The organism is Streptococcus parasanguinis (assembly GCF_015557775.1).
Taxonomy (GTDB): Bacteria; Bacillota; Bacilli; order Lactobacillales; family Streptococcaceae; genus Streptococcus; species Streptococcus parasanguinis_AA.
On record NZ_JADNOY010000003.1, the window covers coordinates 215,060 to 239,379 of the forward strand.

Annotated in this window: 21 protein-coding genes and 1 tRNA gene; all 22 read left to right on the forward strand. The window is 44.0% G+C overall.

The window, feature by feature from the left end; all coding sequences use genetic code 11:
• Positions 1 to 91 precede the first annotated feature (91 nt).
• The 22 genes from I2F76_RS05815 to I2F76_RS05920 all read left to right on the forward strand — a co-directional run bounded on the left by I2F76_RS05815 (position 92) and on the right by I2F76_RS05920 (position 24,261).
• Entirely contained in the window at positions 92 to 682 is a 591-nt protein-coding gene (locus I2F76_RS05815; RefSeq protein WP_101770813.1) for a rhomboid family intramembrane serine protease, read from the forward strand.
• Between the two features lie 144 nt (positions 683 to 826).
• Entirely contained in the window at positions 827 to 1,948 is a 1,122-nt protein-coding gene (locus I2F76_RS05820; RefSeq protein ID WP_195487428.1) for a VanZ family protein, read from the forward strand.
• A gap of 284 nt (positions 1,949 to 2,232) precedes the next feature.
• Positions 2,233 to 2,499 (forward strand): ACT domain-containing protein, encoded by a 267-nt coding sequence (locus tag I2F76_RS05825; RefSeq protein WP_003004214.1) that lies wholly within the window; start codon positions 2,233 to 2,235, stop codon positions 2,497 to 2,499.
• A gap of 18 nt (positions 2,500 to 2,517) precedes the next feature.
• Positions 2,518 to 3,855, forward strand: coding sequence for a PFL family protein (locus I2F76_RS05830; protein WP_003013901.1), 1,338 nt, complete (start codon positions 2,518 to 2,520; stop codon positions 3,853 to 3,855).
• Between the two features lie 81 nt (positions 3,856 to 3,936).
• The gene (locus I2F76_RS05835) at positions 3,937 to 4,626 is read left to right on the forward strand and encodes a histidine phosphatase family protein (RefSeq protein WP_195487429.1); all 690 of its coding nucleotides are present in this window, start codon (positions 3,937 to 3,939) and stop codon (positions 4,624 to 4,626) included.
• 123 nt (positions 4,627 to 4,749) lie between these two features.
• Positions 4,750 to 5,451: a histidine phosphatase family protein gene (locus I2F76_RS05840; protein ID WP_195487430.1), complete on the forward strand. Its 702-nt coding sequence runs from the start codon at positions 4,750 to 4,752 to the stop codon at positions 5,449 to 5,451.
• Positions 5,441 to 6,214 carry a M15 family metallopeptidase gene (locus tag I2F76_RS05845; protein ID WP_195487431.1) on the forward strand — a complete coding sequence of 258 codons (774 nt, stop codon included), beginning with the start codon at positions 5,441 to 5,443 and terminating at the stop codon, positions 6,212 to 6,214. Before I2F76_RS05840 ends, I2F76_RS05845 begins: the two co-directional genes overlap by 11 nt.
• A 168-nt stretch (positions 6,215 to 6,382) precedes the next feature.
• The gene (hrcA, locus tag I2F76_RS05850; protein WP_003004578.1) at positions 6,383 to 7,417 is read left to right on the forward strand and encodes a heat-inducible transcriptional repressor HrcA; all 1,035 of its coding nucleotides are present in this window, start codon (positions 6,383 to 6,385) and stop codon (positions 7,415 to 7,417) included.
• A 24-nt stretch (positions 7,418 to 7,441) separates the two neighbouring features.
• The gene (gene grpE, locus I2F76_RS05855) at positions 7,442 to 7,966 is read left to right on the forward strand and encodes a nucleotide exchange factor GrpE (RefSeq protein WP_320910008.1); all 525 of its coding nucleotides are present in this window, start codon (positions 7,442 to 7,444) and stop codon (positions 7,964 to 7,966) included.
• Positions 7,967 to 8,225: 259 nt separating this feature from the next.
• On the forward strand, positions 8,226 to 10,049 hold the full coding sequence (gene dnaK, locus I2F76_RS05860) for a molecular chaperone DnaK (RefSeq protein WP_195487432.1): 1,824 nt from the start codon (positions 8,226 to 8,228) through the stop codon (positions 10,047 to 10,049).
• 208 nt (positions 10,050 to 10,257) lie between these two features.
• Positions 10,258 to 10,890, forward strand: a complete 633-nt coding sequence (locus tag I2F76_RS05865) for a DJ-1/PfpI family protein (RefSeq protein ID WP_061455650.1) — start codon at positions 10,258 to 10,260, stop codon at positions 10,888 to 10,890.
• 266 nt (positions 10,891 to 11,156) lie between these two features.
• Entirely contained in the window at positions 11,157 to 12,290 is a 1,134-nt protein-coding gene (gene dnaJ, locus I2F76_RS05870; RefSeq protein WP_003004734.1) for a molecular chaperone DnaJ, read from the forward strand.
• Positions 12,291 to 12,451: 161 nt separating this feature from the next.
• Complete coding sequence (locus tag I2F76_RS05875) at positions 12,452 to 15,988, forward strand: family 20 glycosylhydrolase (RefSeq protein ID WP_195487433.1); 3,537 nt, start codon at positions 12,452 to 12,454, stop codon at positions 15,986 to 15,988.
• A 289-nt stretch (positions 15,989 to 16,277) separates the two neighbouring features.
• Positions 16,278 to 17,024: a tRNA pseudouridine(38-40) synthase TruA gene (gene truA / locus I2F76_RS05880; RefSeq protein WP_195487434.1), complete on the forward strand. Its 747-nt coding sequence runs from the start codon at positions 16,278 to 16,280 to the stop codon at positions 17,022 to 17,024.
• Positions 17,017 to 17,778, forward strand: a complete 762-nt coding sequence (locus I2F76_RS05885; RefSeq protein WP_195487435.1) for a bifunctional hydroxymethylpyrimidine kinase/phosphomethylpyrimidine kinase — start codon at positions 17,017 to 17,019, stop codon at positions 17,776 to 17,778. Before truA ends, I2F76_RS05885 begins: the two co-directional genes overlap by 8 nt.
• Positions 17,768 to 18,238 (forward strand): ECF transporter S component, encoded by a 471-nt coding sequence (locus I2F76_RS05890; protein ID WP_003010175.1) that lies wholly within the window; start codon positions 17,768 to 17,770, stop codon positions 18,236 to 18,238. The genes I2F76_RS05885 and I2F76_RS05890 overlap by 11 nt, the downstream gene beginning before the upstream one ends.
• 3 nt (positions 18,239 to 18,241) lie before the next feature.
• Positions 18,242 to 18,805 carry a TIGR01440 family protein gene (locus I2F76_RS05895; protein WP_195487436.1) on the forward strand — a complete coding sequence of 188 codons (564 nt, stop codon included), beginning with the start codon at positions 18,242 to 18,244 and terminating at the stop codon, positions 18,803 to 18,805.
• Between the two features lie 128 nt (positions 18,806 to 18,933).
• Positions 18,934 to 20,217, forward strand: a complete 1,284-nt coding sequence (tig, locus tag I2F76_RS05900; protein WP_021154454.1) for a trigger factor — start codon at positions 18,934 to 18,936, stop codon at positions 20,215 to 20,217.
• Between the two features lie 226 nt (positions 20,218 to 20,443).
• Positions 20,444 to 21,028 carry a DNA-directed RNA polymerase subunit delta gene (rpoE, locus tag I2F76_RS05905; protein ID WP_195487437.1) on the forward strand — a complete coding sequence of 195 codons (585 nt, stop codon included), beginning with the start codon at positions 20,444 to 20,446 and terminating at the stop codon, positions 21,026 to 21,028.
• Between the two features lie 387 nt (positions 21,029 to 21,415).
• Positions 21,416 to 22,111 carry a B3/4 domain-containing protein gene (locus I2F76_RS05910; RefSeq protein ID WP_195487438.1) on the forward strand — a complete coding sequence of 232 codons (696 nt, stop codon included), beginning with the start codon at positions 21,416 to 21,418 and terminating at the stop codon, positions 22,109 to 22,111.
• A gap of 173 nt (positions 22,112 to 22,284) precedes the next feature.
• The gene (locus I2F76_RS05915) at positions 22,285 to 23,898 is read left to right on the forward strand and encodes a CTP synthase (RefSeq protein ID WP_195487439.1); all 1,614 of its coding nucleotides are present in this window, start codon (positions 22,285 to 22,287) and stop codon (positions 23,896 to 23,898) included.
• Positions 23,899 to 24,175: 277 nt separating this feature from the next.
• Positions 24,176 to 24,261 (forward strand) — tRNA-Leu (locus I2F76_RS05920).
• The last annotated feature ends 59 nt before the right edge of the window (positions 24,262 to 24,320 follow it).

Genomic DNA, 24,320 nt, shown 5'->3' on the forward strand with positions numbered 1-24,320 from the left:
AAAAACTTTTTCTGTCTCCAATGAAATAAATGGTATAATAATCGTGAATGGAAACATCGTAACGCTGTTTTTTGAAAAAGAGAAGATAAATATGAAAAGAATCCTCACAACCTACCCTATTATCAGCACTTTAGCTCTAATCTGTTTGTTGCTCGGTCTATTGACTTCCTTTTATGGGGATGCTATGTATGACTTATTAGCTTTTCATTCGAAGCCGGTGTATGGTTGGCAGTATGTCAGTGGGACCTTGATGCATGGTAGTAAAGGAGCCCCTGCCTGGTTTTTATGGGTCCATTTGATTTTAAACGGACTCATGATCCTTCCCTTCGGTGGACTGCTAGAAAGAAAAAGAGGCTCCATACAAGTCTTAATCGTTTTTGTGACGGCGACAGTCCTCTCTTCCATCGTTTTTCACTTCTTAACACACGGGCAGGACATTCAGGCAACAGGGATCTCTGCCGTCGGCTATGCCTTTGTGACCGGAGGGGTTATGCTCCTGCCAAACGTGTGGAAAGAATTTTCGCGCACCGTAAAATGGCTTTATCTATTCTTAATTTTCCTATCTGGCCTCATGCTCTTACCAGCAATCACCGGATGGATCTCAACACTATTGCATCTTTCAGGGATTGTGAGTTATCTGTTGGTCTTTATCGGAAGTAAAGGCTTGAAGGGAAGGAGCTAACTATTAAGACGGCTCCTCAGTATGGTTTTCATCGTACTTCCTTGACTCTTCCTCTACCGCGCCGTATAATATTCTATATCAATGAAGAAATCACCTTTTGTCATTGTGCAAAGGGTGATTTTATAACGGTAAAAAGGAGACACAATGGGGTATATCTCTACAATCAAAACAGCTGTTCAGCTCTTTCCTTTTCTGGCATTTTTGTTGACCTTGCCCTACATGATTTTGAATTATCGAAAATATGGTTCGGTCAATAAATTGCGGGTGCTGATTTTCTATTCTTTTATACTTTACTTGATGACGGTCTATCTGCTGGTGATCTTGCCTCTGCCGGATCCAAGTAAGATTCATACTAGCTACTCGGAAATGGTCAATCTCCATCCCTTTGCCTTTGTAGTGGATTTTTTCAAGGAGAACCCCTTTGATTTAGCGCAGACTGGTACTTGGATTCAAGCCCTTAAGCATCCAACTTTTTATGTGCCTGCCTTTAATATTCTGATGTTGATTCCTTTTGGGATGTATCTACGCTATTATTTCAAGTGTGGTTTTAAGAAAACGATTCTCCTGACAGCCCTCTTTAGTCTCTTTTTGGAGCTGACCCAGTTATCAGGTCTCTATTTTATGTATCCGGGCCCTTACCGCCTAGCAGATGTCGATGATATTATTCAAAATACCACTGGTGGTGGAGTGGGTTATCTGCTTGGTTGGTTCCTGGTTTGGTTATTGCCGACACGAGACGAAATTGACGAGCATTCTTTCCGAGTAGGAACCAGAGTGTCTGGTTTTCGGATGGGTCTTGCCTTCTTGATCGACTTTGTGATGCTATCCTTACTTTACGCGGTAATCGAGCGTTTAGAGACGATTCCTTATGTAGCGGTTTTGGCTGTTTATTTTGCCTTGATTCCCTTGTGGCGGGGCAGAACCTTGGGAATGGCTTTGTTGAAATTCCGCTTGCATTTTGACAAGCAAAAATGGCTTCGCACCATCTGGCGGGGGATTCTAGTAGTAGGTTATTTCTATCTGATTCCTCAAGGGTTGTTCTATTTGATTTCGCTCTTGAATAGCGATTTGACGGACAATTCCCTTTTAACCCTGTCTATGATTTTATTGCTCTTCTTTATGCTTTTATTGTACCTGATTCTCACTCTTGCTATCGTCTTGCTCAATCGTCGCTTTCCCTTTGACCGTCTAGCTGGAGCTGAATATGAGAGCACGGTGCGCGTGAAGAAAGAGCTCTTAAAAGATGAAACTGAATCGTCAAAATAGAGAGAGTGGGACAGAAATCGGTAATTCGTTAGAATTCGATTCCGTCGTCTCACCTCCGCACAGTTGAGTAGGGCTGTAAAAACTGATGAAATCAGCGTAGTAGAGCCCACTCAACCACTGCGTCTTGCTCGACAATCCAAAAACAATTAAGAGGCTAGGACTTTTGTCCCAGCCTCTTTATTTTTTTATACACGTTTAATATATCCGAACGTTCCCAGTTGAGAAGGGCGATTTTAAGGGGATTGTGCTACAATGGAAGCAAATAGATAGAATGGAGCAGTGACATGAAAGCAATTATTACAGTCGTTGGAAAAGACCAAAAAGGAATCGTAGCGGGTGTTGCAACGAAAGTGGCAGAATTAGGACTCAATATCGATGATATCTCTCAAACCGTATTGGATGAATACTTTACCATGATGGCGGTTGTATCGTCAGATGAGAAAAAAGATTTCACACAGCTCCGTTCAGAGTTGGAAGAATTCGGTCAGTCTCTTCATGTAAAAATCAATATCCAAAGCGCAGCGATTTTTGATGCCATGCACAATTTGTAAGATAGGGGTTGAGAATTTATGGACATTAAACAGGTAACAGAAACCATTGCCATGATTGAGGAGCAGAACTTCGATGTTCGGACTATCACCATGGGGATTTCGCTTCTCGATTGTATTGATCCGGATATCGAAAAAGCGGCAGAAAAAGTCTACAATAAGATTGTGACAAAGGCCAAAGATTTGGTGGCTGTTGGGGATGAGATTGCGGCAGAACTTGGTATTCCCATTGTGAATAAACGGGTTTCAGTCACTCCGATTTCTATTATCGGAGCCGCAACAGATGCGACAGATTATGTACCCTTTGCCAAGGCACTAGATCGTGCGGCCAAAGAAGTTGGGGTCAACTTTATCGGTGGCTTCTCAGCCCTTGTTCAAAAAGGCTACCAAAAAGGGGATGAAATCCTCATTAATTCCATTCCTCGCGCCCTTGCAGAGACGGATTTTGTCTGCTCTTCAGTCAATATTGGATCGACCAAGACGGGGATCAATATGACAGCTGTCCGAGATATGGGCCGTATCATTAAAGAAGCATCCCAAGCAGATCCAATGGGGCCTGGTAAGCTCGTAGTTTTTGCCAATGCAGTAGAAGATAATCCTTTTATGGCGGGTGCCTTCCACGGTGTCGGTGAAGCGGATGTTGTCATCAACGTTGGGGTTTCAGGACCTGGTGTCGTCCAACGGGCCATCGAAAAAGTTCCAGGAGCTAGCTTTGATGTATTGGCGGAAACAGTCAAGAAGACAGCTTTCAAGATTACCCGTGTCGGCCAATTGGTAGGTCAAATGGCTAGTGAACGTCTCGGTGTTGAGTTTGGAATTGTCGACTTGTCTCTCGCACCAACACCAGCTGTTGGGGATTCGGTTGCCCGTGTCCTTGAAGCCATGGGGCTTGAAGTAGTAGGAACCCACGGGACAACAGCAGCCCTAGCTTTGCTCAATGACCAAGTGAAAAAAGGCGGGATCATGGCTTGTAACCAAGTCGGTGGGTTGTCAGGTGCTTTCATTCCGGTCTCAGAAGATGAAGGGATGATTGCGGCGGTCCAATCAGGCCATATCAATCTGGAAAAATTGGAAGCCATGACAGCTATCTGTTCCGTCGGTCTGGATATGATTGCCATCCCAGCTGATACTCCAGATACGACCATTGCGGCCATGATTGCCGATGAAGCAGCTATCGGGGTCATTAACCAAAAGACAACAGCGGTTCGGATCATTCCTTATGGTAAGGAAGGCGATATGTTAGAGCTTGGAGGACTTCTTGGGTCTGCTCCGGTAATGAAGGTCAACAAGGCTTCGTCAGCTGATTTCATTGCCCGTGGTGGCCAAATTCCAGCTCCGGTTCATAGCTTTAAAAACTAAGAGAAATCTAGTATAATAGTAGAAAATAGAAAAGTCTGTGATGATAAAACTCCAGACTTTTTTCTTGCAAAAGGAGACAAGATGGCTAAAACAAGATTATTTGTGATTCGTCATGGGAGAACCATGTTTAATACCATTGGCCGTGCTCAAGGTTGGTCCGATACACCCTTGACAGCAGAAGGAGAACGAGGGATTCAGGCTCTGGGAATCGGCTTGCGTGAGTCTGGTTTGGAGTTTACTCGAGCTTATTCCAGTGATTCAGGCCGTGCCATTCAGACCATGGGGATCATTCTCGATGAATTGGGCTTGAAAGACCAGATTCCTTACCGCTTTGACAAACGGATCCGCGAGTGGTGTTTTGGTAGTTTTGATGGGGCATACGGTGGGGAGCTCTTTCACGGTGTCGTGCCGCGCGTGCTAGATGTAGAAGACTATAAGACCTTGACCTTGGAAGACTTGGCCAATGGGATTTGCCAAGTGGATACAGCAAATTGGGCTGAACCATGGGAAGTTTTGAAAAGCCGAATCCTAGAAGGTTTTAAAGCTATTGCCAAAGAAGTAGAAGAAAATGGTGGAGGCAATGCCTTGGTGGTCAGCCATAGTTGGACCATTCAGACCTTGGTCTGCTTGATCGAAGGAAAACCAAATCTCAATCTGCCTCTTTCAAACGGTAGTGTTACCCTTGTAGAATATGAAGATGGAGTATTGACAGTTAAGGGGGTTGGAGATAGCAGTTTCCGTGAGGTCGGTGAAAGCTTGCAAGAATCATAATCCGTCCTGAAAGGCTGACCCTTTGGTCATGGCCTTTTCTTTTTCTCAAAACTTGTAAGAGCTTTCCTACTTTCTTTTTGCAAAAAATGATATAATGAAAGAGATACATACGGAGGTAATACAATGACAAAAACCAGATTATATATTGCTCGTCATGGAAAAACCATGTTTAATACAATTGGGCGGGCACAGGGCTGGTCAGATACTCCGCTGACAGAAGCAGGAGAGCGTGGAATTCTAGAATTAGGACTTGGTCTCAAGGAAGCTGGGCTTTCTTTTGAAGAGGCTGTTTCGAGTGATTCTGGACGCACCATTCAAACCATGGGAATTATTCTTCAAGAACTCGGTCTGACAGGGAAAATCCCTTATCGTTATGACAAACGGATCCGCGAGTGGTGTTTTGGTAGTTTTGACGGTGCTTATGATGGCGATCTCTTCATGGGGGTTTTACCCCGTGTCTTTAAGGTCGATGATTTCCATCAGTTGAGCCTAATGGAGTTAGCAGAAGGGATCGTCGAAGTGGATACCACTGGTTGGGCTGAATCCTGGGGAGCCTTGAGTAGTCGGATCCTAGAAGGATTTGAGGCAGTTGCAAAAGAGCTAGAAGCAGCTGGTGGTGGCAATGCGATTGTGGTTAGCCACGGCATGACCATTACGACCTTGATTTATCTCATCGATCCTAAGGCTGTCGAAGAATTAGTCTTGGACAACGGAAGCGTGACGGTTTTGGCCTATGAAGATGGTGCCTTTCATATTGAAAAGATTGGGGATATGTCCTATCGTAAGGTTGGAGCAAAACTTCTAGAGGGTGGCCATGACGAATAAGTATAGACGCGCAAGAAAAAAGCGTAAGAAATGGTGGCCTTACCTATTGAGTTTCTTTCTTCTTGTGGTCCTTGGATCAGGAATTGGTGCTTACTTAGCGAAGCCGAGCTTGTTTTCAGGGCTTCAGTTTTGGAAGGCCAAAAAAACAGCTGTAACGACTCCCTCTTCTTCTAAGAAAAAGGAAGAAAAATCAGATTTACCAGCCGTTTCGACAAAAGACTGGCAGTTGATCTTGGTCAATCGTGACAATGTGAAGCCAGAGTTGAACCCGCAATTGACAGATGTGGAGGCTATCAAAGTGGATAGTCGAATTGTAGAGCCAACTCGTCAATTTTTAGAAGCAGCTCGCAAAATTGCCCCAGAAGAAACCTTGATATCAGGCTATCGAAGTGTGGCCGAGCAAACAGAGCTCTATAATGAACGTGTTGCGCAACTAGAGGCTAGCGGCCTTTCGCACGAAGAAGCTGAAAAACAGGTGCAGACCCAGGTACAGGTCCCTGGTGCGAGTGAACACCAGACAGGGCTTGCGATTGATATGAGTGTCGAAGCTGGTCAAAGTGATGAGTTGGGCATGCAGCTGGCTGCCATCGCACCGCAATATGGTTTCGTTCTTCGCTACCCAGATGGGAAGAGCAACATCACGGGTGTGAATTTTGAGAATTGGCATTTCCGTTATGTTGGCGTAGAAAATGCTCAGTATATGGCCAAGCATCAGCTAGTATTGGAAGAATATATTCAGCTATTGAAAAAAGCTGGCAAATAAGAGGAGATTCACTTCTCTAGGTCTTAAGAATGATTTTTAGCACTCTTGAAAAAAGAGTGCTAATTTTTTGGATTTTTCTCTTGACTTTCTTTTGGATGGGTGTATAATAGAATCATAGTTTAGCACTTGAGTGTTTAGAGTGCTAAAAAATGAAAGAGAGGTGAGGTCATGGTTACAGAACGTCAAAATGAGATTCTCAATCTTGTTGTCGATATCTTTACCAAGACCCACGAACCAGTCGGTTCAAAAGCGCTACAAGATGTCATTCAATCCAGTAGTGCGACCATTCGAAACGACATGGCTGCCCTCGAAAAACAAGGCTTACTTGAAAAGGCCCACACTTCGAGTGGCCGCATGCCTAGTCGAGCTGGTTTTCAATATTTTGTTCAGAACTCGCTTGATCTAGAGTTGATTGATGAGCAAGATGTCTACCAGGTGGTGAAAGCCTTTGATTTCGAAGCCTTTAAGTTAGACGATATCTTGGATGCTACAGCTAAGTTACTAGCCCAAATGACGGGCTACACCGCAGTCATTCAGGATGTTGAACCGACACGTCAGCGCTTGACTGGTTTTGAGATTGTTCCATTATCCAATCACGATGCCTTAGCGGTGTTGACCTTGGATGAATCAAAGCCCGTCACCGTCCAGTTTGCCATTCCAAAGAATTTCTTAACCAGTGATTTGGAAATCTTCCATCAGCTGGTTCAAGAACGCTTCATTGGAAATACAGTCTTGGATATCCACTACCGTTTGCGGACAGAGATTCCACAGATTGTACAGCGCTATTTCAAGACGACAGACAATGTGCTGGATCTCTTTGATTACGTCTTCTCGCAACTGTTTCAAGAACTGGTCTTTGTAGAAGGAAAGGTTTCATCATTAACCTACGCCGATCTTCAGACCTATCAGTTCTTAGATAATCCCCAACACGTAGCCTTGGAGTTACGAGGGGGAATGCCAGAAGACCAAATGACCCAGATCCTGGTTGCAGAATCCCAAGAAAAGGCCTTGAAAAATGTGACGGTGATTAGTCACAAGTTCCTAGTGCCTTATCGTGGGATGGCCCTCATGCATGTGATCGGTCCCGTAGAGATGGATTACAGGCGTGTGATTAGCCTGGTCAATGTCATCGGACGGGTACTGGTTATGAAGTTGACGGACTACTACCGTTACCTCAACAGCAACCATTATGAAGTAAATTAAGATCAAATGAAAGGGGTGTATGCCTTGACAGAAGATATCAAAAAAGAAGACGTGAAAGAAGAGGAAGTTGCCCAAACAACTGAAGAAGTTGTAGAGGAAAGCAACCAACCTTCTGAGTTAGAAGAAGCACAAGCGCGTGCCGAGGAATTTGAAAACAAGTACCTTCGTGCTCATGCAGAAATGCAAAACATTCAGCGCCGTGCCAATGAAGAACGTCAACAATTACAAAAATACCGTAGCCAAGATTTGGCAAAAGCGATCTTACCATCACTGGACAACCTCGAACGTGCCCTTGCCGTTGAAGGCTTGACAGATGATGTGAAGAAGGGCTTGGAAATGGTCCAAGAAAGTTTGGTACATGCCTTAAAAGAAGAAGGGATTGAAGAAATTCCAGCAGATGGAGCCTTTGACCATAACTACCACATGGCCATCCAAACCTTACCTGCAGATGACGAGCATCCAGCAGACACCATCGCACAAGTCTTCCAAAAAGGCTACAAACTCCATGACCGCATCCTACGCCCAGCCATGGTAGTAGTGTTCAACTAGGCGAGAAAACTTAAAAACCTTGTCCGAAACGACACTAAACTATGAAAGAAAGATAAACAATGGTTCAGCTTCACCAATAGTAAGAAGCGAAGCGAACCAAAGGCGATACTCTTCGCCGTGGCGCTATCTTCGCAAACTTTGAGACCTTAGGCTCAAAGTTTAGTCAAAGAGATTGACGAAGTCAAGCTCTGACGGCGTCGCCACTTAAGAAGAGTATCAAAAAGAAAAAAGAAGAAAAAATCAACAAGGAGAAAAACACATGTCTAAAATTATCGGTATTGACTTAGGTACAACAAACTCAGCAGTAGCAGTTCTTGAAGGAACTGAATCAAAAATCATCGCAAACCCAGAAGGTAACCGCACAACTCCATCTGTAGTGTCATTCAAAAACGGTGAAATCATCGTTGGTGACGCTGCAAAACGTCAAGCAGTAACAAACCCAGATACAGTGATTTCTATCAAATCTAAGATGGGTACTTCTGAAAAAGTTTCTGCAAATGGTAAAGAATACACACCACAAGAAATCTCAGCGATGATTCTTCAATACTTGAAAGGTTACGCTGAAGACTACCTTGGTGAAAAAGTAACGAAGGCTGTTATCACAGTTCCAGCTTACTTCAACGATGCTCAACGTCAAGCAACTAAAGACGCTGGTAAAATCGCTGGTCTTGAAGTAGAACGTATCGTCAACGAACCAACAGCAGCAGCCCTTGCTTATGGTTTGGATAAGACTGATAAAGAAGAAAAAATCTTGGTATTCGACCTTGGTGGTGGTACATTCGACGTATCTATCCTTGAATTGGGTGATGGTGTCTTTGATGTATTGGCAACTGCAGGGGATAATAAACTCGGTGGTGACGACTTTGACCAAAAAATCATCGACTACATGGTTGAAGAATTCAAGAAAGAAAATGGTATCGACTTGTCAACAGACAAGATGGCGCTTCAACGTTTGAAAGACGCAGCTGAAAAAGCGAAGAAAGACCTTTCTGGTGTGACTTCAACTCAAATCAGCTTGCCGTTCATCACTGCAGGAGCTGCTGGACCTCTTCACTTGGAAATGACTTTGACTCGTGCGAAATTCGACGATTTGACTCGTGATCTTGTAGAACGTACAAAAACTCCAGTTCGTCAAGCCCTTTCAGATGCAGGTTTGAGCTTGTCAGATATCGACGAAGTCATCCTTGTCGGTGGTTCAACTCGTATTCCTGCCGTTGTAGAAGCTGTTAAAGCTGAAACTGGTAAAGAACCAAACAAATCAGTGAACCCTGACGAAGTTGTGGCTATGGGTGCTGCGATCCAAGGTGGTGTGATCACTGGTGACGTCAAAGACGTTGTCCTTCTTGACGTAACTCCATTGTCACTTGGTATCGAAACAATGGGTGGAGTCTTCACAAAACTCATCGACCGCAACACTACAATTCCAACTTCTAAATCACAAGTCTTCTCAACTGCAGCAGATAACCAACCAGCCGTTGATATCCACGTTCTTCAAGGGGAACGCCCAATGGCAGCAGATAACAAGACTCTTGGACGCTTCCAATTGACTGATATCCCAGCTGCACCTCGTGGTATCCCACAAATCGAAGTTACTTTTGACATCGATAAGAACGGTATCGTATCTGTTAAAGCGAAAGACCTTGGAACTCAAAAAGAACAAACCATTGTTATCCAATCAAACTCAGGTTTGACAGACGAAGAAATCGACCGCATGATGAAAGATGCAGAAGCAAACGCTGAAGCAGATAAGAAACGTAAAGAAGAAGTTGACCTTCGTAACGAAGTAGACCAAGCTATCTTTGCGACTGAAAAGACAATCAAAGAAACTGAAGGTAAAGGCTTCGATGCAGAACGTGATGCTGCCCAAGCTGCCCTTGATGAGCTTAAGAAAGCCCAAGAAGACAACAACTTGGATGAAATGAAAGCAAAATTGGAAGCCTTGAACGAAAAAGCTCAAGGACTTGCTGTGAAACTCTACGAACAAGCTGCAGCAGCGCAACAAGCTCAAGCAGGAGCAGAAGGCGCACAAGCAACAGGCAACGCAGGCGATGACGTCGTAGACGGAGAGTTTACGGAAAAGTAAAACAATCCAGTGGATTGTTTTAGCGGAACCTCTTGAAATAAAGAAAGGTTCCGAGATTCTAGGATTCCTTTAATCCGAAACTCAATTCAGCCTTACTAGTTCTAAAACAAAGTATAATCGACTTTGTTTTAGAACGTCGTAATGATAAAAAGAAATCCAGAGGTTGCAACCCAGCCTCTGTTTTTCGGTAAAATAGAGGATGTTGCGTATGAAAAAAGTGCTTTGTATCATTTATCCTAATTTTTCTCTTTATGAGATAACTGCTTTAACGAGTACTTTAGCTCTGTCTTTTGATGTTACGATTGATTATGCCGCTTCAGATCATTCGGTAGTGGTCTCTGAGGATGGCTTGCCTTGTCAACCAACGAAAACACTAGATCAAATCCGTATAGAAGAGTATTCTTGTGTGATTTTGCCCGGAATGGTTAACATTGGACCTGCTCTACAGGATGAGAAATTGATTTCGTTCTTGAGGGACCTTGGTGAGCAAGATATCCTCATTGCAGCCATTTCTTCAGCGCCTCTTTTATTAGCGAAAGCAGGTCTGTTGAAGGACACGAAATTTACAGGTGGAATTTGGCAAAACTTCTTTGATTATTTTGAATTTCTTCCACGTGAGAATTTCCAACCCAAACTGGTTGTGCAAGATAAACAAAACATTACGGCTATCGGTTTTGCCCATCAAGAGTTTGCAAGAAAAGTAATTCTAAGCTTAGGGTTGGCAGAGAATACGGACAACTATTTTAAAGAACGAAACGACTACTCAGAAGAGAATTTGATATTTACTCTATCGGACCAAGAGTTTGATCAAGTGAAGCGAAGTATAGAAAACAGCCTCTAAAGATTTACATGAAAATTATAGAAAGGAACAAAGAGTGTTCGTAACTGAACACGGGTTCCAAAGTTTCTAATTCAATATAAAAGAAAGGAACTGAACCCGATCTAAATCGTGGTTTGATTCACAACATCAATAGAAAGGAACAAAGAGCGTTCGGGGAATTGAACTCGAGCGGAAAGCTTGGAAATTAGATAAACCGCCTAAGAAATCAGGATTTCTTGTCGGTTTCCTAAATTTCAGTCGCTTTCTGTTCGCTCTTAGTATCTTGTATGAACAATACTGAATTTTATGACCGTTTGGGCGTTTCAAAGAATGCATCTCAAGATGAGATCAAGAAAGCCTATCGGAAATTATCTAAAAAATATCACCCAGATATCAACAAGGAGCCTGGTGCTGAGGAAAAGTACAAGGAAGTTCAAGAAGCTTATGAGACTTTGAGTGACGAGCAAAAACGGGCTGCTTATGACCAATATGGTGCTGCGGGTGCCAATGGTGGCTTCGGTGGCGGAGCAGGTGGTTTTGGTGGCTTTGATGGTGCTGGTTTTGGTGGCTTTGAAGACATCTTCTCTAGCTTCTTTGGTGGTGGTGCAAGTCGTAATCCAAATGCACCTCGTCAAGGGGATGACCTCCAATACCGCGTCAATCTCAAGTTTGAAGAAGCGATTTTTGGTGCGGAAAAAGAAGTCAAGTACCATCGGGAAGCTAGCTGTCATACCTGTCATGGTTCTGGGGCTAAGCCAGGGACTAGTCCGGTGACCTGTGGACGCTGTCATGGTTCTGGAGTCATCAATGTGGATACGCAAACCCCTCTTGGGATGATGCGCCGTCAAGTGACCTGTGACGTCTGTCATGGTCGTGGTCAAGAAATCAAAGATCCATGTACGACTTGTCGTGGAACAGGTCATGAAAAACAAGCTCATAGCGTGAACGTCAAGATTCCTGCAGGAGTTGAAACGGGTCAACAAATCCGCTTAGCTGGTCAAGGAGAAGCTGGCTTTAACGGTGGACCTTATGGTGACTTGTATGTCGTTGTCAATGTTGAGCCGAGCGATCGCTTTGAACGAGATGGCTCAACCATCTACTACAAGTTAGACTTGAACTTTGTCCAAGCAGCTCTTGGAGATACGGTCCATGTACCAACTGTTCACGGAGATGTCGATTTGGTCATTCCTGAAGGAACCCAAACCGGTAAGAAATTCCGCCTCCGTGGAAAAGGGGCTCCAAGCTTACGTGGTGGTGCTATGGGGGATCAATATGTATCTGTCAATGTCGTCACCCCAACTGGTTTAAATGACAAGCAAAAAGAAGCCCTTCAAGCCTTTGCGGAAGCAAGTGATTTGAAGGTCAACCCAAAGAAAAAAGGGTTCTTTGACAAGGTCAAAGATGCTTTAGATGATTTATAAGAATGAACGAGTTTCCTTTTGAGTAAGGAGCTCGTTTTATTTTGGATCGAATCCAAGAACTTCCTCTCCTAATTAAAGAATAATGAGGACCCTCATTGAATTTATTAAGATATCGTGGTAAATTTAAGAAAACGATTACAAAGACAATTTAGGAGGTCCTGATGAAATCACATCAACCACGTTATGCGATTCGCAAGTATGCAGTAGGAGCTGCTTCGGTGCTCATAGGATTTTTTGCTGGCGCTCAGGTTGTAGCAGCCGATACGCCGACGACTACTGAAAGTCCTTCAACGACAGTTCCAACTCAGCCAAGCGAGGGTGAGTCAACGATTTCCCTTAATGAGGAAGCTTCTCAGCCAACAGTAGAAAAACCAACGGCTCCTGCCCCAATCGTCGATCAAAGTCAACCGACACTGCCTGATCGTGAATTGCGGGTATCAGATCTTGACCGTTTGATTCGCGAAGAAGCAAGCTCTGTCGTAGAGTCGGATGTGGCAGCTCAACCAACGACAGCAGCAACGGAAACGCCTGCTAAAGCTCCTGACCAAGAAGAAAAATTAGCCAAGAAAAAGATTGTTTCGATCGATGCCGGTCGCAAGTACTTCTCACCAGACCAAATCAAGGAAATCATTGATGAAGCAAGTAAGACGGGTTATACAGACTTGCATCTTCTAGTTGGAAATGATGGTTTGCGCTTTGTGCTGGATGACATGTCTTTGAAAGTGGGAGATACTTCTTATTCTAGCCAAGCCGTGACAGATGCGGTTGAAAAAGGGACGAAGGCTTATTACGATGATCCAAACGGGACAGCCTTGACCCAGGCTCAAATGGATGATATTTTGGCCTACGCCAAATCGAAGAAAGTAGGCGTCATCCCAACCATTAATAGTCCAGGTCACATGGATGCGATTCTGACAGCCATGGAACAATTGGGGATCGAAAACCCTCACTTTAATTACTTTGGCACTAAAAAATCAGCTCGGACAGTTGATTTGGACAACCAAAAAGCCTTAGACTTTACCAAGGCTTTGGTAGAAAAGTATGCAGCTTATTTCAGTGGCAAGACAGAAATCTTTAACATCGGGTTGGATGAATATGCCAACGATGCTACAGATGCCCATGGTTGGCAGGTTCTCCAAGCTAGCAAGCATTGGCCAGGTGAAGGCTATCCAGAAAAAGGCTATGAAAAATTCATCCAATATGCTAATGATCTAGCAGCTATTGTGAAAAAACACAAGATGAAACCAATGGCTTTTAATGATGGAATCTACTACAATGGCGATACTTCCTATGGCACTTTTGACAAGGATATCATTGTCTCCTACTGGACAGGTGGCTGGAACGGCTATGATGTCGCTTCTTCAAAACTCTTGTCTGAACTAGGTCATCAGATTCTTAATACCAATGATGCTTGGTATTATGTGCTTGGACGGGACAAGGCTGGATCTGGTTGGTACAACCTTGATCAAGGTCTTGAAGGAATTTACAAGTCAGCGATTGATGTGGTTCAAAAAAATGATGGGGCTAAGGTGCCCTTCATCGGTGGGATGGTAGCTGCCTGGGCAGATACGCCATCTGCAACCTACAAAAAAGACCTTCTCTTTAAGCTCATGCATGCTTTCGCGGACAAGAATGCGGACTACTTTGTAGCAGATCCTGAAGTCGTCGAAAAAGCTCTTTCAGAAGCTCCAACTGATTTGGACCACTACACACCGGAATCTCTAGTAGCCTTTACGGCAGCTAAAAAAGCTTTAGAAGGGGCAGGAGCAAACACCACTCGAGCAGAGGCCAAAACCTTGATCGACAATCTCAAAGCAGCTCAAGATGCTTTGGTGTATACAGAAAGCTACGCGAAAGAAGTTGCAGCAAAAGAAGCGGAAGAAAAACTTGCCATGAAGAAGGTCATCTCGATCGATGCAGGCCGCAAATACTTCTCACTGGAGCAGTTGAAACGGATCGTAGATAAGGCCAGTGAGTTGGGTTATTCTGACTTGCACCTCCTGGTCGGAAACGATGGCATGCGCTTCGTCCTCGATGATATGACGGTGGAAGCCAATGGCAAAACCTATGCCAGTGATGATGTGAAAAAGGCCATTTTAGAAGGCACCAAGGCCTATTACGATGATCCAAATGGTCAAGCCTTGACTCAAACAGAAATGGATGAACTCCATGCTTATGCTACTGCGAAAGGAATCGGCTTGATTGCGGCGGTCAATAGTCCTGGCCACATGGATGCTTTGTTGGTTGCCATGGAAAAATTGGGCATTGAAAATCCACAAGCCAGCTTTGATACGGTTTCAAAAACAACCATGGATTTGACCAATGAAGCAGCAGTCAACTTTACCAAAGCCTTGATTGGCAAGTACATGGACTACTTCAAAGACAAGTCTAAGATCTTTAATTATGGAACGGATGAATATGCCAATGACGCTACCAGTGCGCAAGGCTGGTACTACCTCAAGTGGTATGAACTCTATGGTAAATTTGCGGAGTATTCCAATAGTCTTGCTGCTATGGCGCGTGAAAAAGGCTTGCAGCCAATGGCCTTTAACGATGGCTTCTATTATGGAGATGAAGATGATGTTGCCTTTGACAAGGACGTCTTGATTTCATACTGGTCTAAAGGATGGTGGGGCTATAACCTCGCATCTCCACAGTACCTCGCAGACAAGGGCTACAAATTCCTCAATACCAACGGTGACTGGTACTATGTTTTGGGCCATAGAGGAGAGCAAAGCTATCCACTCGATAAAGCTCTTCAACATTCAGAAACCGTTCCATTTGAACAATTAGCTTCAACCAAATATCCTGATGTCAAGATACCGACATCCGGAAGTATGTTGGGAATTTGGGCTGATGAGCCGGCCAATGAATACAAGGAAGAAGAAGTCTTCCAGGTCATGGAAGCTTTTGCCAACCACAACAAGGACTATTTCAAGGCAGACTTCACTGCTCTTAGAAAAGCAGTTGCTACGGTGCCAACAGATCTAGCCATATACACACCAGAATCTCGCGCAGCACTTGCGAAAGTCTTAGATAGCTTGAATTGGAATGTGAGCCGTGCTCATCAAGATCAGGTGGATCAAGAAGTGGCTGCTCTAACCCAAGCCCTTGCGGGGCTCAAGCCAATCACGCAAGTAGGTAGCTTGGCTGAAAATGACGTCAAAGCCCTAGTGGAAGACAAACCAAGTCTTGAAATCGTAGAAAAAGAACTTGATTTTGACCTTGTGGAACGGCCCAATCCAGATCTCGCTAAAGGAGAACGCAGAGTGATCCAGGCTGGGGTTAAAGGGCAAGGTCTTGAGTATGTAGAGGTTTCGGCATTTGATCAAAGTCGAAAAGTGATCGCTACAGAAGTTGCCACAGAGCCGGTTGCAGAAATTGTTGAAGTCGGTACCAAAGAAATTGTGATCCCAACAAGCCCTTCAGTAGAAGCACCAGTGAAATCAGACGTGCTCGTAAACAAAGTGGTTCCAGATCCTTCAACACCTCAAGTGATCGCGAAGGATCAACCAGTAGCACCAGTAAATACCCCATCGCCAATTCCAGCAGCTGTGGAAAAAGAGGTTCGTTCAGAAGCAGTATCTTCTAACAAGCAACTCCCGGAAACAGGAGTGGAATCTGCTCTGGGACTCGCTTTACTAGGGGCGATCTTAGGAGCAGCAGGAATAGACTTGAAAAATAAAAAAAGAGACTGAGACCTAGTTGACTTGTAACAGGTCGAAGTTAGGAGAGTGGGACAGAAATCGGTCATTCGTTAGAATTCGATTTCGTCGTCCCACCTCCGCACAGTTGAGTAGGGATGTAAAAGCTGATGAAATCAGCGTAGTAGAGCCCACTCAACCACTGCGTCTTGCTCGACAATCCAAAAATAATTGAGAGGCTAGGACTTTTGTCCCAGCCTCTTTTTGTGCTTGCAAAACTGTACCCGGACAGTTTGGTTTTTTCACTCTTGTAACCCCTTCTATATCTTGCTAAAATAGAACCATGACACGATACAAAGCAACCATTTCATATGATGGGACCTTGTTTGCAGGGTTTCAACGCCAACCGCATGCCCGTAGTGTGCAAGAGGAAATCGAGAAGACCTTGACGCGCCTCAATCAAGGAACCCCTGTTACCGTTCATGGAGCGGGGCGAACGGATTCCGGTGTCCATGCTCTTGGCCAGGTGATTCATTTTGATCTCCCCCAAGCGCGGGACGAGGAGAAGCTTCGCTTTGCCCTCGATACCCAAACCCCAGAGGATATTGATTTCGTCCGGGTGGAGCAAGTAGCAGATGACTTTCACTCACGCTATAAGAAGCACAGCAAGACCTATGAATTTATCGTGGATTATGGTCGTCCCAAGAACCCCATGATGCGCCACTATGCGACCCACTACCCTTATCCTTTGGATGTGGAAAAGATGCAAGCAGCCATCCAAAAGTTGGAGGGAACCCATGATTTTAGCGGTTTCACAGCTTCAGGAACCAGTGTGGAAGACAAGGTTCGTACGATTACAGAGGCTCGCTTGATCGAGGATGCAGAACATCATCGCCTTGTCTTTACCTTTTCGGGCAATGGTTTTCTCTACAAGCAAATCCGCAATATGGTGGGAACTTTGTTGAAGATCGGAAATGATCGGATGCCGATCGAGCAGATCGATCTAATTTTAGAAAAGAAGGACCGCAATCTAGCAGGTCCTACAGCAGCGCCAAATGGTTTATATTTAAAGGAGATCCGTTATGAGTAATGAATTGATTCTAGCTATTTCAGGAAATGATATTTTTAGTGGAGGAGGTCTTCACGCAGACCTTGCAACCTATACAACCAACAAACAGCATGGTTTTGTAGCGGTGACTTGTTTGACCGCTATGACGGAGCATGGTTTTGAAGTGATTCCAGTGGATTCAACGACCTTTGCTCAACAGCTCAACTCTCTCAAGGATGTTCCTTTCTCTGCTATTAAACTCGGCCTCTTGCCAAATGTTGAAGTGGCAGACCTAGCTTTGGACTATGTCAAAGCTCATGCAGATATCCCAGTAGTGCTCGATCCTGTCTTGGTCTGCAAGGAAAGCCATGATGTGGAAGTGTCAGCCCTTCGAGATGAATTGATCAAGTTCTTCCCTTATGTGACCATCATTACACCAAATTTACCAGAGGCTGAGATCTTGACCCAAAGCAAGATTCAATCGCTCGATGATATGAAGGAGGCTGCTCGTAAGCTCCATGAATTGGGAGCAGCGAATGTCGTGGTCAAAGGGGGCAATCGTCTCAATAAAGAAAAGGCCATCGATGTCTTTTATGACGGACAAGATTTTACAATCTTTGAAGAGCCAGTCCTAGAAAAGAACAATACAGGGGCTGGTTGTACCTTTGCGTCTAGCATTTCCAGCCAGTTGGTAAAAGGGAAATCACCGCTTGAAGCTGTTAAAGCCTCTAAAGACTTTGTCTTCCAAGCGATTCAACATTCAGACCAGTATGGAGTAGTACAATATGACATCTAATCGAACTCAACTCATTGCCCGCCTTTCCATTTTGACAGCCTTGACAGTTGTACTTGGCTACTATACCAAACTTCCAACTCCTACAGGGATCGTCACCCTGCTAGATCTTGGAGTGTATTTCACAGCCTTCTATTTTGGGCGCAAGGAAGGTGCTATTGTAGGTGGTGTCGGAGCCTTCCTACTTGACCTGATTTCAGGCTATCCTCAGTGGATGTTCTTTAGCCTCCTCTTTCACGGGGGACAAGGCTATTTCGCTGGCTTCAAGGGAAAAGCTCGTTACCTAGGCTTGCTCCTTGCGACAGTCGTCATGGTAGGTGGTTACGCACTAGCTTCTGCTCTCTTTTTAGGCAATGGCTGGGGTGCTGCTATCTCGGACATTCCGAATAACCTTGCTCAGAATTTTGTTGGGATGGCTTTAGGCTATGTGGTCTATTATGCATTTCAAAAGAAAGGAAGCTAATTCATGGATCTGGAGCAACTGAAGAAGGATACGAAAGAAATCCTGGTAGATGTCTTGGAAAAAAGCCGTCTCCGCCAAGGACAGATTCTAGTCCTCGGGATGTCTTCAAGTGAAGTTGCAGGAGGACAAATTGGAAAGGCCTCCAACATCGATATTGCTGAAGCTATTGTCCAGACCTTGCTAGATGAGTTGAATCCAAGAGGGATTTATCTGGCGGTACAAGGATGTGAGCATCTCAATCGCGCCTTGGTGGTTGAAAGAGAATTGGCGGACAAGAAGGAGTTAGAAATCGTCAATGTCCTTCCGAGTCTCCATGCAGGAGGTGCTGGACAACTCGCAGCTTTCAAGTATTTTAAGGATCCTGTTGAAGTAGAATTCATCACAGCTCAAGCGGGGTTAGACATCGGAGATACCTCAGTAGGGATGCATGTCAAACACGTGCAAGTTCCGATTCGCCCTATCATGCGTGAGCTAGGTGGAGCCCATGTCACAGCCCTTGCCAGTCGGCCAAAATTGATCGGCGGCGCCCGTGCTCTCTACCTCGATGATCCCATCCGAAAATCATAATCAGAACTAGCTTTTAAGGGCTAGTTTTTTTGGATGAAAAGAGAGGCGAAAATGTTTTAAAACTTGCAATTTCAAAGTTTTGTGGTAAAATTATAAGGAATGACTATATTATTTTAAGGAGAGACAGAATGTCTGTATCATTTGAAAACAAAGAAACTAACCACGGTGTATTGACTTTCACAATCAGCCAAGAGCAAATCAAACCTGCTTTGGACCGTGTGTTTGAGTCAGTTAAGAAAACTTTGAACGTACCTGGATTCCGTAAAGGTCATATTCCACGTCCAATCTTCAACCAACGTTTTGGTGAAGAAGCACTTTACCAAGATGCTTTGAACGATCTTCTTCCAGCAGCATATGAAGCAGCTGTTAAAGAAGCTGGAATCGAAGTTGTAGCACAACCAACTTTTGATGTTGTATCTATGGAAAAAGGTCAAGACTGGACATTGACAGCAGCTGTTGTAACAAAACCTGAAGTAAAATTGGGTGCTTACAAAGACCTTGAAGTATCAGTAGAAGTTTCTAAAGAAGTAACAGACGCTGATGTGGATGCTCGTATCGAACGCGAACGCAACAATTTGGCTGAATTGGTTGTTAAAGAAGGTGCTGCAGCAGAAGGCGACACAGTTGTGATCGACTTCGTAGGTTCTATCGATGGTGTTGAATTCGACGGTGGTAAAGGTGACAACTTCTCACTTGGACTTGGTTCAGGTCAATTCATCCCAGGTTTCGAAGACCAATTGGTTGGACACTCTGCTGGTGAAACAGTTGACGTCATCGTAACCTTCCCAGAAGACTACCAAGCAGCTGACCTTGCAGGTAAAGAAGCGAAATTCGTGACAACTATCCACGAAGTAAAAGCAAAAGAAGTACCAGCTCTTGACGATGAATTGGCAAAAGATATCGACGAAGAAGTTGAAACTCTTGCTGAATTGAAAGAAAAATACCGCAAAGAGTTGGCGGAAGCTAAAGAAGAAGCATACAACGATGCAGTAGAAGCAGCAGCGATCGATCTTGCAGTTGAAAATGCTGAAATCGTTGAACTTCCAGAAGAAATGATCCACGAAGAAGTACACCGTTCAATCAACGAATTCCTTGGAAATATGCAACGTCAAGGAATCTCACCTGAAATGTATTTCCAAATTACTGGAACAACTCAAGATGATCTTCACAAACAATATGAAGCAGAAGCTGAAAGCCGCACTAAGACAAACCTCGTGGTTGAAGCAGTAGCCAAAGCAGAAGGCTTCGAAGCAACTGAAGAAGAAATCAACGCTGAAATCGAACAATTGGCAGCAGATTACAACATGCCAGTTGAACAAGTTCGCAACCTTCTTTCACCAGAAATGTTGAAACATGACATCACAGTGAAGAAAGCAGTGAACGTAATCACAAGCACAGCAAAAGTAAAATAATTGAGATTAAAAAGAAGAGCCGTGAGGCTCTTCTTTTTTCTGATTTCGTGGAGAATCCTGGAATTTTCCTTTGACGAAAGGGGAAATTTATCGTACAATAGAGTGTAACGATAAAATGCGTGATAGATTTAGTGACGAGAAGTTTTCAATCTATCATTGAGGATAGGATGAGGTTGAAGACCGGATCCTTCTCCATTTAGGAAATGAAACATAAGGAGATTTACCCTTGGAATTAGAAGTATTTGCTGGACAAGAAAAAAGTGAACTTTCTATGATTGAAGTGGCGCGTGCGATTTTGGAATTACGCGGACGTGACCATGAAATGTACTTTAGCGATCTTGTAAATGAAATTCAAAATTACCTTGAAAAATCAAACAGCGAGATCCGTGAAGCCCTCCCATTGTTCTACACAGAATTGAATGTAGATGGAAGCTTTATCCCACTTGGAGATAACAAATGGGGTCTTCGTTCATGGTATGCCATCGATGAAGTTGACGAAGAAATCATCGCTCTTGAAGAAACAGACGAAGATGAAGCTCCTAAGAAACGGAAGAAAAAACGTGTCAATGCCTTCATGGATGGAGACGAGGATGCGATCGACTACAACGACGACGATCCAGAAGACGAAGAAGTTTACGATGCAGATCCAGCTCTTTCATATGATGAAGAAAATCCAGACGATGAAAAGAGTGAAGTCGAAGCTTACGATGCTGAAATCAATGAAATCGTACCAGATGATTTGGGTGAGGAAGTTGAATTAAGCGAAGAAGACGACGAAGAAGAGGATTCTGAAGACGAGGAAGAAGAATAAATCGTATGAAACAAGGAACTTGTTCCTTGTTTTTTTATTGAAGACGAAGTTTGCCCAGAAACTTTCCTTAGATGAGTACGGACGTCAGCGAACTTCTACGAAGTTCCATGACTTAGTTTTGAACCTAAGGTTTCAAAACTCCCGAGTGCCTGATACAAAAATGTTTCAGGCACTTTTCTCACGGCGGAAAGTTTCAGAATATCCTTTGATTTTTTAAAAGTAGAGGATGGTTTGCAAGTAATTTATTGACTTATATGTCAATAAAAATAGTTTATCTATCTTCTGAAAAAAACAACTTGTTCCTTGTTTCTTTTTGTTTGCATTGAAAAAAGTGGCGAAATGGTATATGATAAACGTGTAAGGTTTCCCAAATAGGAGGTGTTCCAGATGGACTTTCGTTTAGATCAAAGTTTAGTAGCTCTTGGTATTGATACAGTTGTGGTCGGAATTGCTAGAAATGTGGATCCTCAAGCAGTTTTGCCCCCTTCTTTTCTTGAAAAGAAGAAAGAGCTTGAACAATGGGCGCTCCAGTGTCAGACAGAAGAAGTAGTGGCATCTCCTGTCATCAAAGGGTATACAGACCTCTTGCAAAAGGTAGGGCGTAGCATCAAGAAAAATCCCCCAACAGTCCTAGCTCTTATCCGAAACATCCAGCATCGAGGAGCTCTTCCTCAGATCAATAGCATCATCGATATCTATAATGTCGAATCTCTGAAGTCCTTTCTCGCAATTGGAGGACATGACCTAGATAAGATTGAGGGACCGATTGAATTTACAGTGAGTCAAAGAGACGATCTCTTCCTCCCTATCCTTTCTAGTGAAAAACATGTCGCACCGACAGATCCTGTCTACCGGGATCAAAAAGGAGTTCTGGCTTGGTTGGATGTACGCGATAGTGACCATTACAAATTTGAGGAGACTACGCAAAACGCCCTCTTTGTCATCCAAGGAAATACCGAGACGTCAGTCGAGATGCGTTTAGAAGCGCTAGAACGAATCCACAAGGACCTTGCTCTTTGCATGCCTCAGCTTCAATTTGAGAAATTTCTCGTCACACAAAATGGAGTGGAAAAGGTCGTGTAAACAGCGAAAATTATTTTCATGAAATTTTCAATTTGACAAAGTAGACCATTTGCGGTAAGATATTGTTCGGGCACCTCATTTTGAGGTCGGAGCTCCCTAAGGATTAGGGAGCTATTTTTGTTTTTTCTGCAAAGAGGAATGGCCTCTACAACATTAGAAGAAGAGGAAAGCACATGTCAACAAAATATATTTTTGTCACGGGTGGTGTCGTATCATCCGTCGGGAAAGGGATTGTCGCAGCAAGTCTTGGTCGCTTGCTCAAAAATCGTGGATTGAAAGTGACCATCCAAAAATTTGACCCTTATATCAATATTGACCCAGGGACGATGAGTCCTTACCAACACGGGGAAGTATTTGTCACAGACGATGGCGCAGAGACAGACTTGGACCTTGGTCACTATGAACGCTTCATTGATATCAATTTGAATAAGTACTCAAATGTGACAACAGGGAAAATTTATAGCGAAGTCCTTCGAAAGGAACGTCGTGGAGAATACTTGGGCGCGACTGTACAGGTTATTCCTCATATCACAGATGCTTTGAAAGAAAAGATCAAACGAGCAGCGACGACGACGGATTCAGATGTCATCATCACAGAAGTCGGGGGAACAGTTGGAGACATTGAATCCCTTCCATTCCTTGAAGCTCTTCGTCAAATGAAGGCAGATGTTGGTGCTGAAAATGTTATGTACATCCACACCACCCTTCTTCCTTACTTAAAGGCTGCGGGAGAAATGAAAACCAAGCCGACGCAACACTCTGTGAAAGAATTGCGTGGTCTTGGGATTCAACCAAATATGTTGGTCATCCGTACAGAAAAACCAGCTGGTCAAGGAATTAAGAACAAGTTGGCTCAATTCTGTGATGTCGCACCAGAAGCTGTCATCGAATCACTGGATGTGGAACATTTGTACCAAATCCCATTGAACTTGCAAGCACAAAATATGGACCAAATCGTTTGTGACCATTTGAAATTGGATGTTCCTGCAGCAGATATGACAGAATGGTCTGCGATGGTCGACAAGGTCATGAACCTCAAGAAACAGGTCAAGATTTCCTTGGTTGGAAAATACGTAGAATTGCAAGATGCCTACATTTCTGTCGTTGAGGCCTTGAAGCACTCAGGGTATGCCAATGATGCAGAAGTCAAGATTAATTGGGTCAATGCCAATGATGTGACAGCTGAAAATGTGGCAGAACTCCTTGGAGATGCGGATGGAATCATCGTCCCAGGTGGTTTTGGTCAACGGGGAACAGAAGGAAAAATTCAAGCCATCAAGTATGCGCGTGAACAGGACGTCCCAATGTTGGGTGTCTGCTTGGGTATGCAGTTAACCTGTATCGAATTTGCTCGTCACGTTTTAGGCTTAGAAGGAGCTAATTCGTCCGAATTGGATCCAGGAACTAAGTATCCGATTATCGATATCATGCGGGACCAGATCGATGTGGAAGACATGGGAGGAACGCTCCGTCTCGGTCTTTACCCATCTAAACTCAAACGAGGCTCAAAAGCAGCAGCTGCCTATGACAATCAAGAAGTGGTGCAACGTCGCCACCGTCACCGTTATGAGTTTAACAATGCTTTCCGTGAACAGTTCGAAGAAGCAGGATTTGTCTTCTCAGGCGTTTCACCAGACAACCGTTTGGTCGAAATCGTTGAAATCCCAGAAAACAAATTCTTTGTCGCTTGCCAATACCACCCAGAATTGTCAAGCCGTCCAAACCGCCCAGAAGGACTTTACACAGCCTTTATCACAGCGGCAGTTGAAAACCACGATAGCAAATAAAAATCAAAGGAGGCTGGGACAAAAGTCCTAGCCTTTCAATTATTTTTGGATTGTTGAGCAAGACGCAGTGGTTGAGTGGGCTCTACTACGCTGATTTCATCAGCTTTTACAGCCCTACTCAACTGTGCGGAGGTGGGACGACGAAATCGAATTCTAACGAATTACCGATTTCTGTCCCACTCTCCCTTTTTGTGAAAAAATGACAAACTCTGAAAAAAGTTTGAAAAAAATCTTGACAAAAAAGTCGTTGATTGATATACTAGTAAGGTACTCAATCGCGGGGATGGCGGAATTGGCAGACGCGCAGGACTAAGGATCCTGTGACCGCTTTAGGTCGTGAGGGTTCAAGTCCCTCTCTCCGCATCGGATGAAGATAGCTTCGGCTGTCTTTTTTTGTTTCTCGAAACCTTTGTGGTAGAATA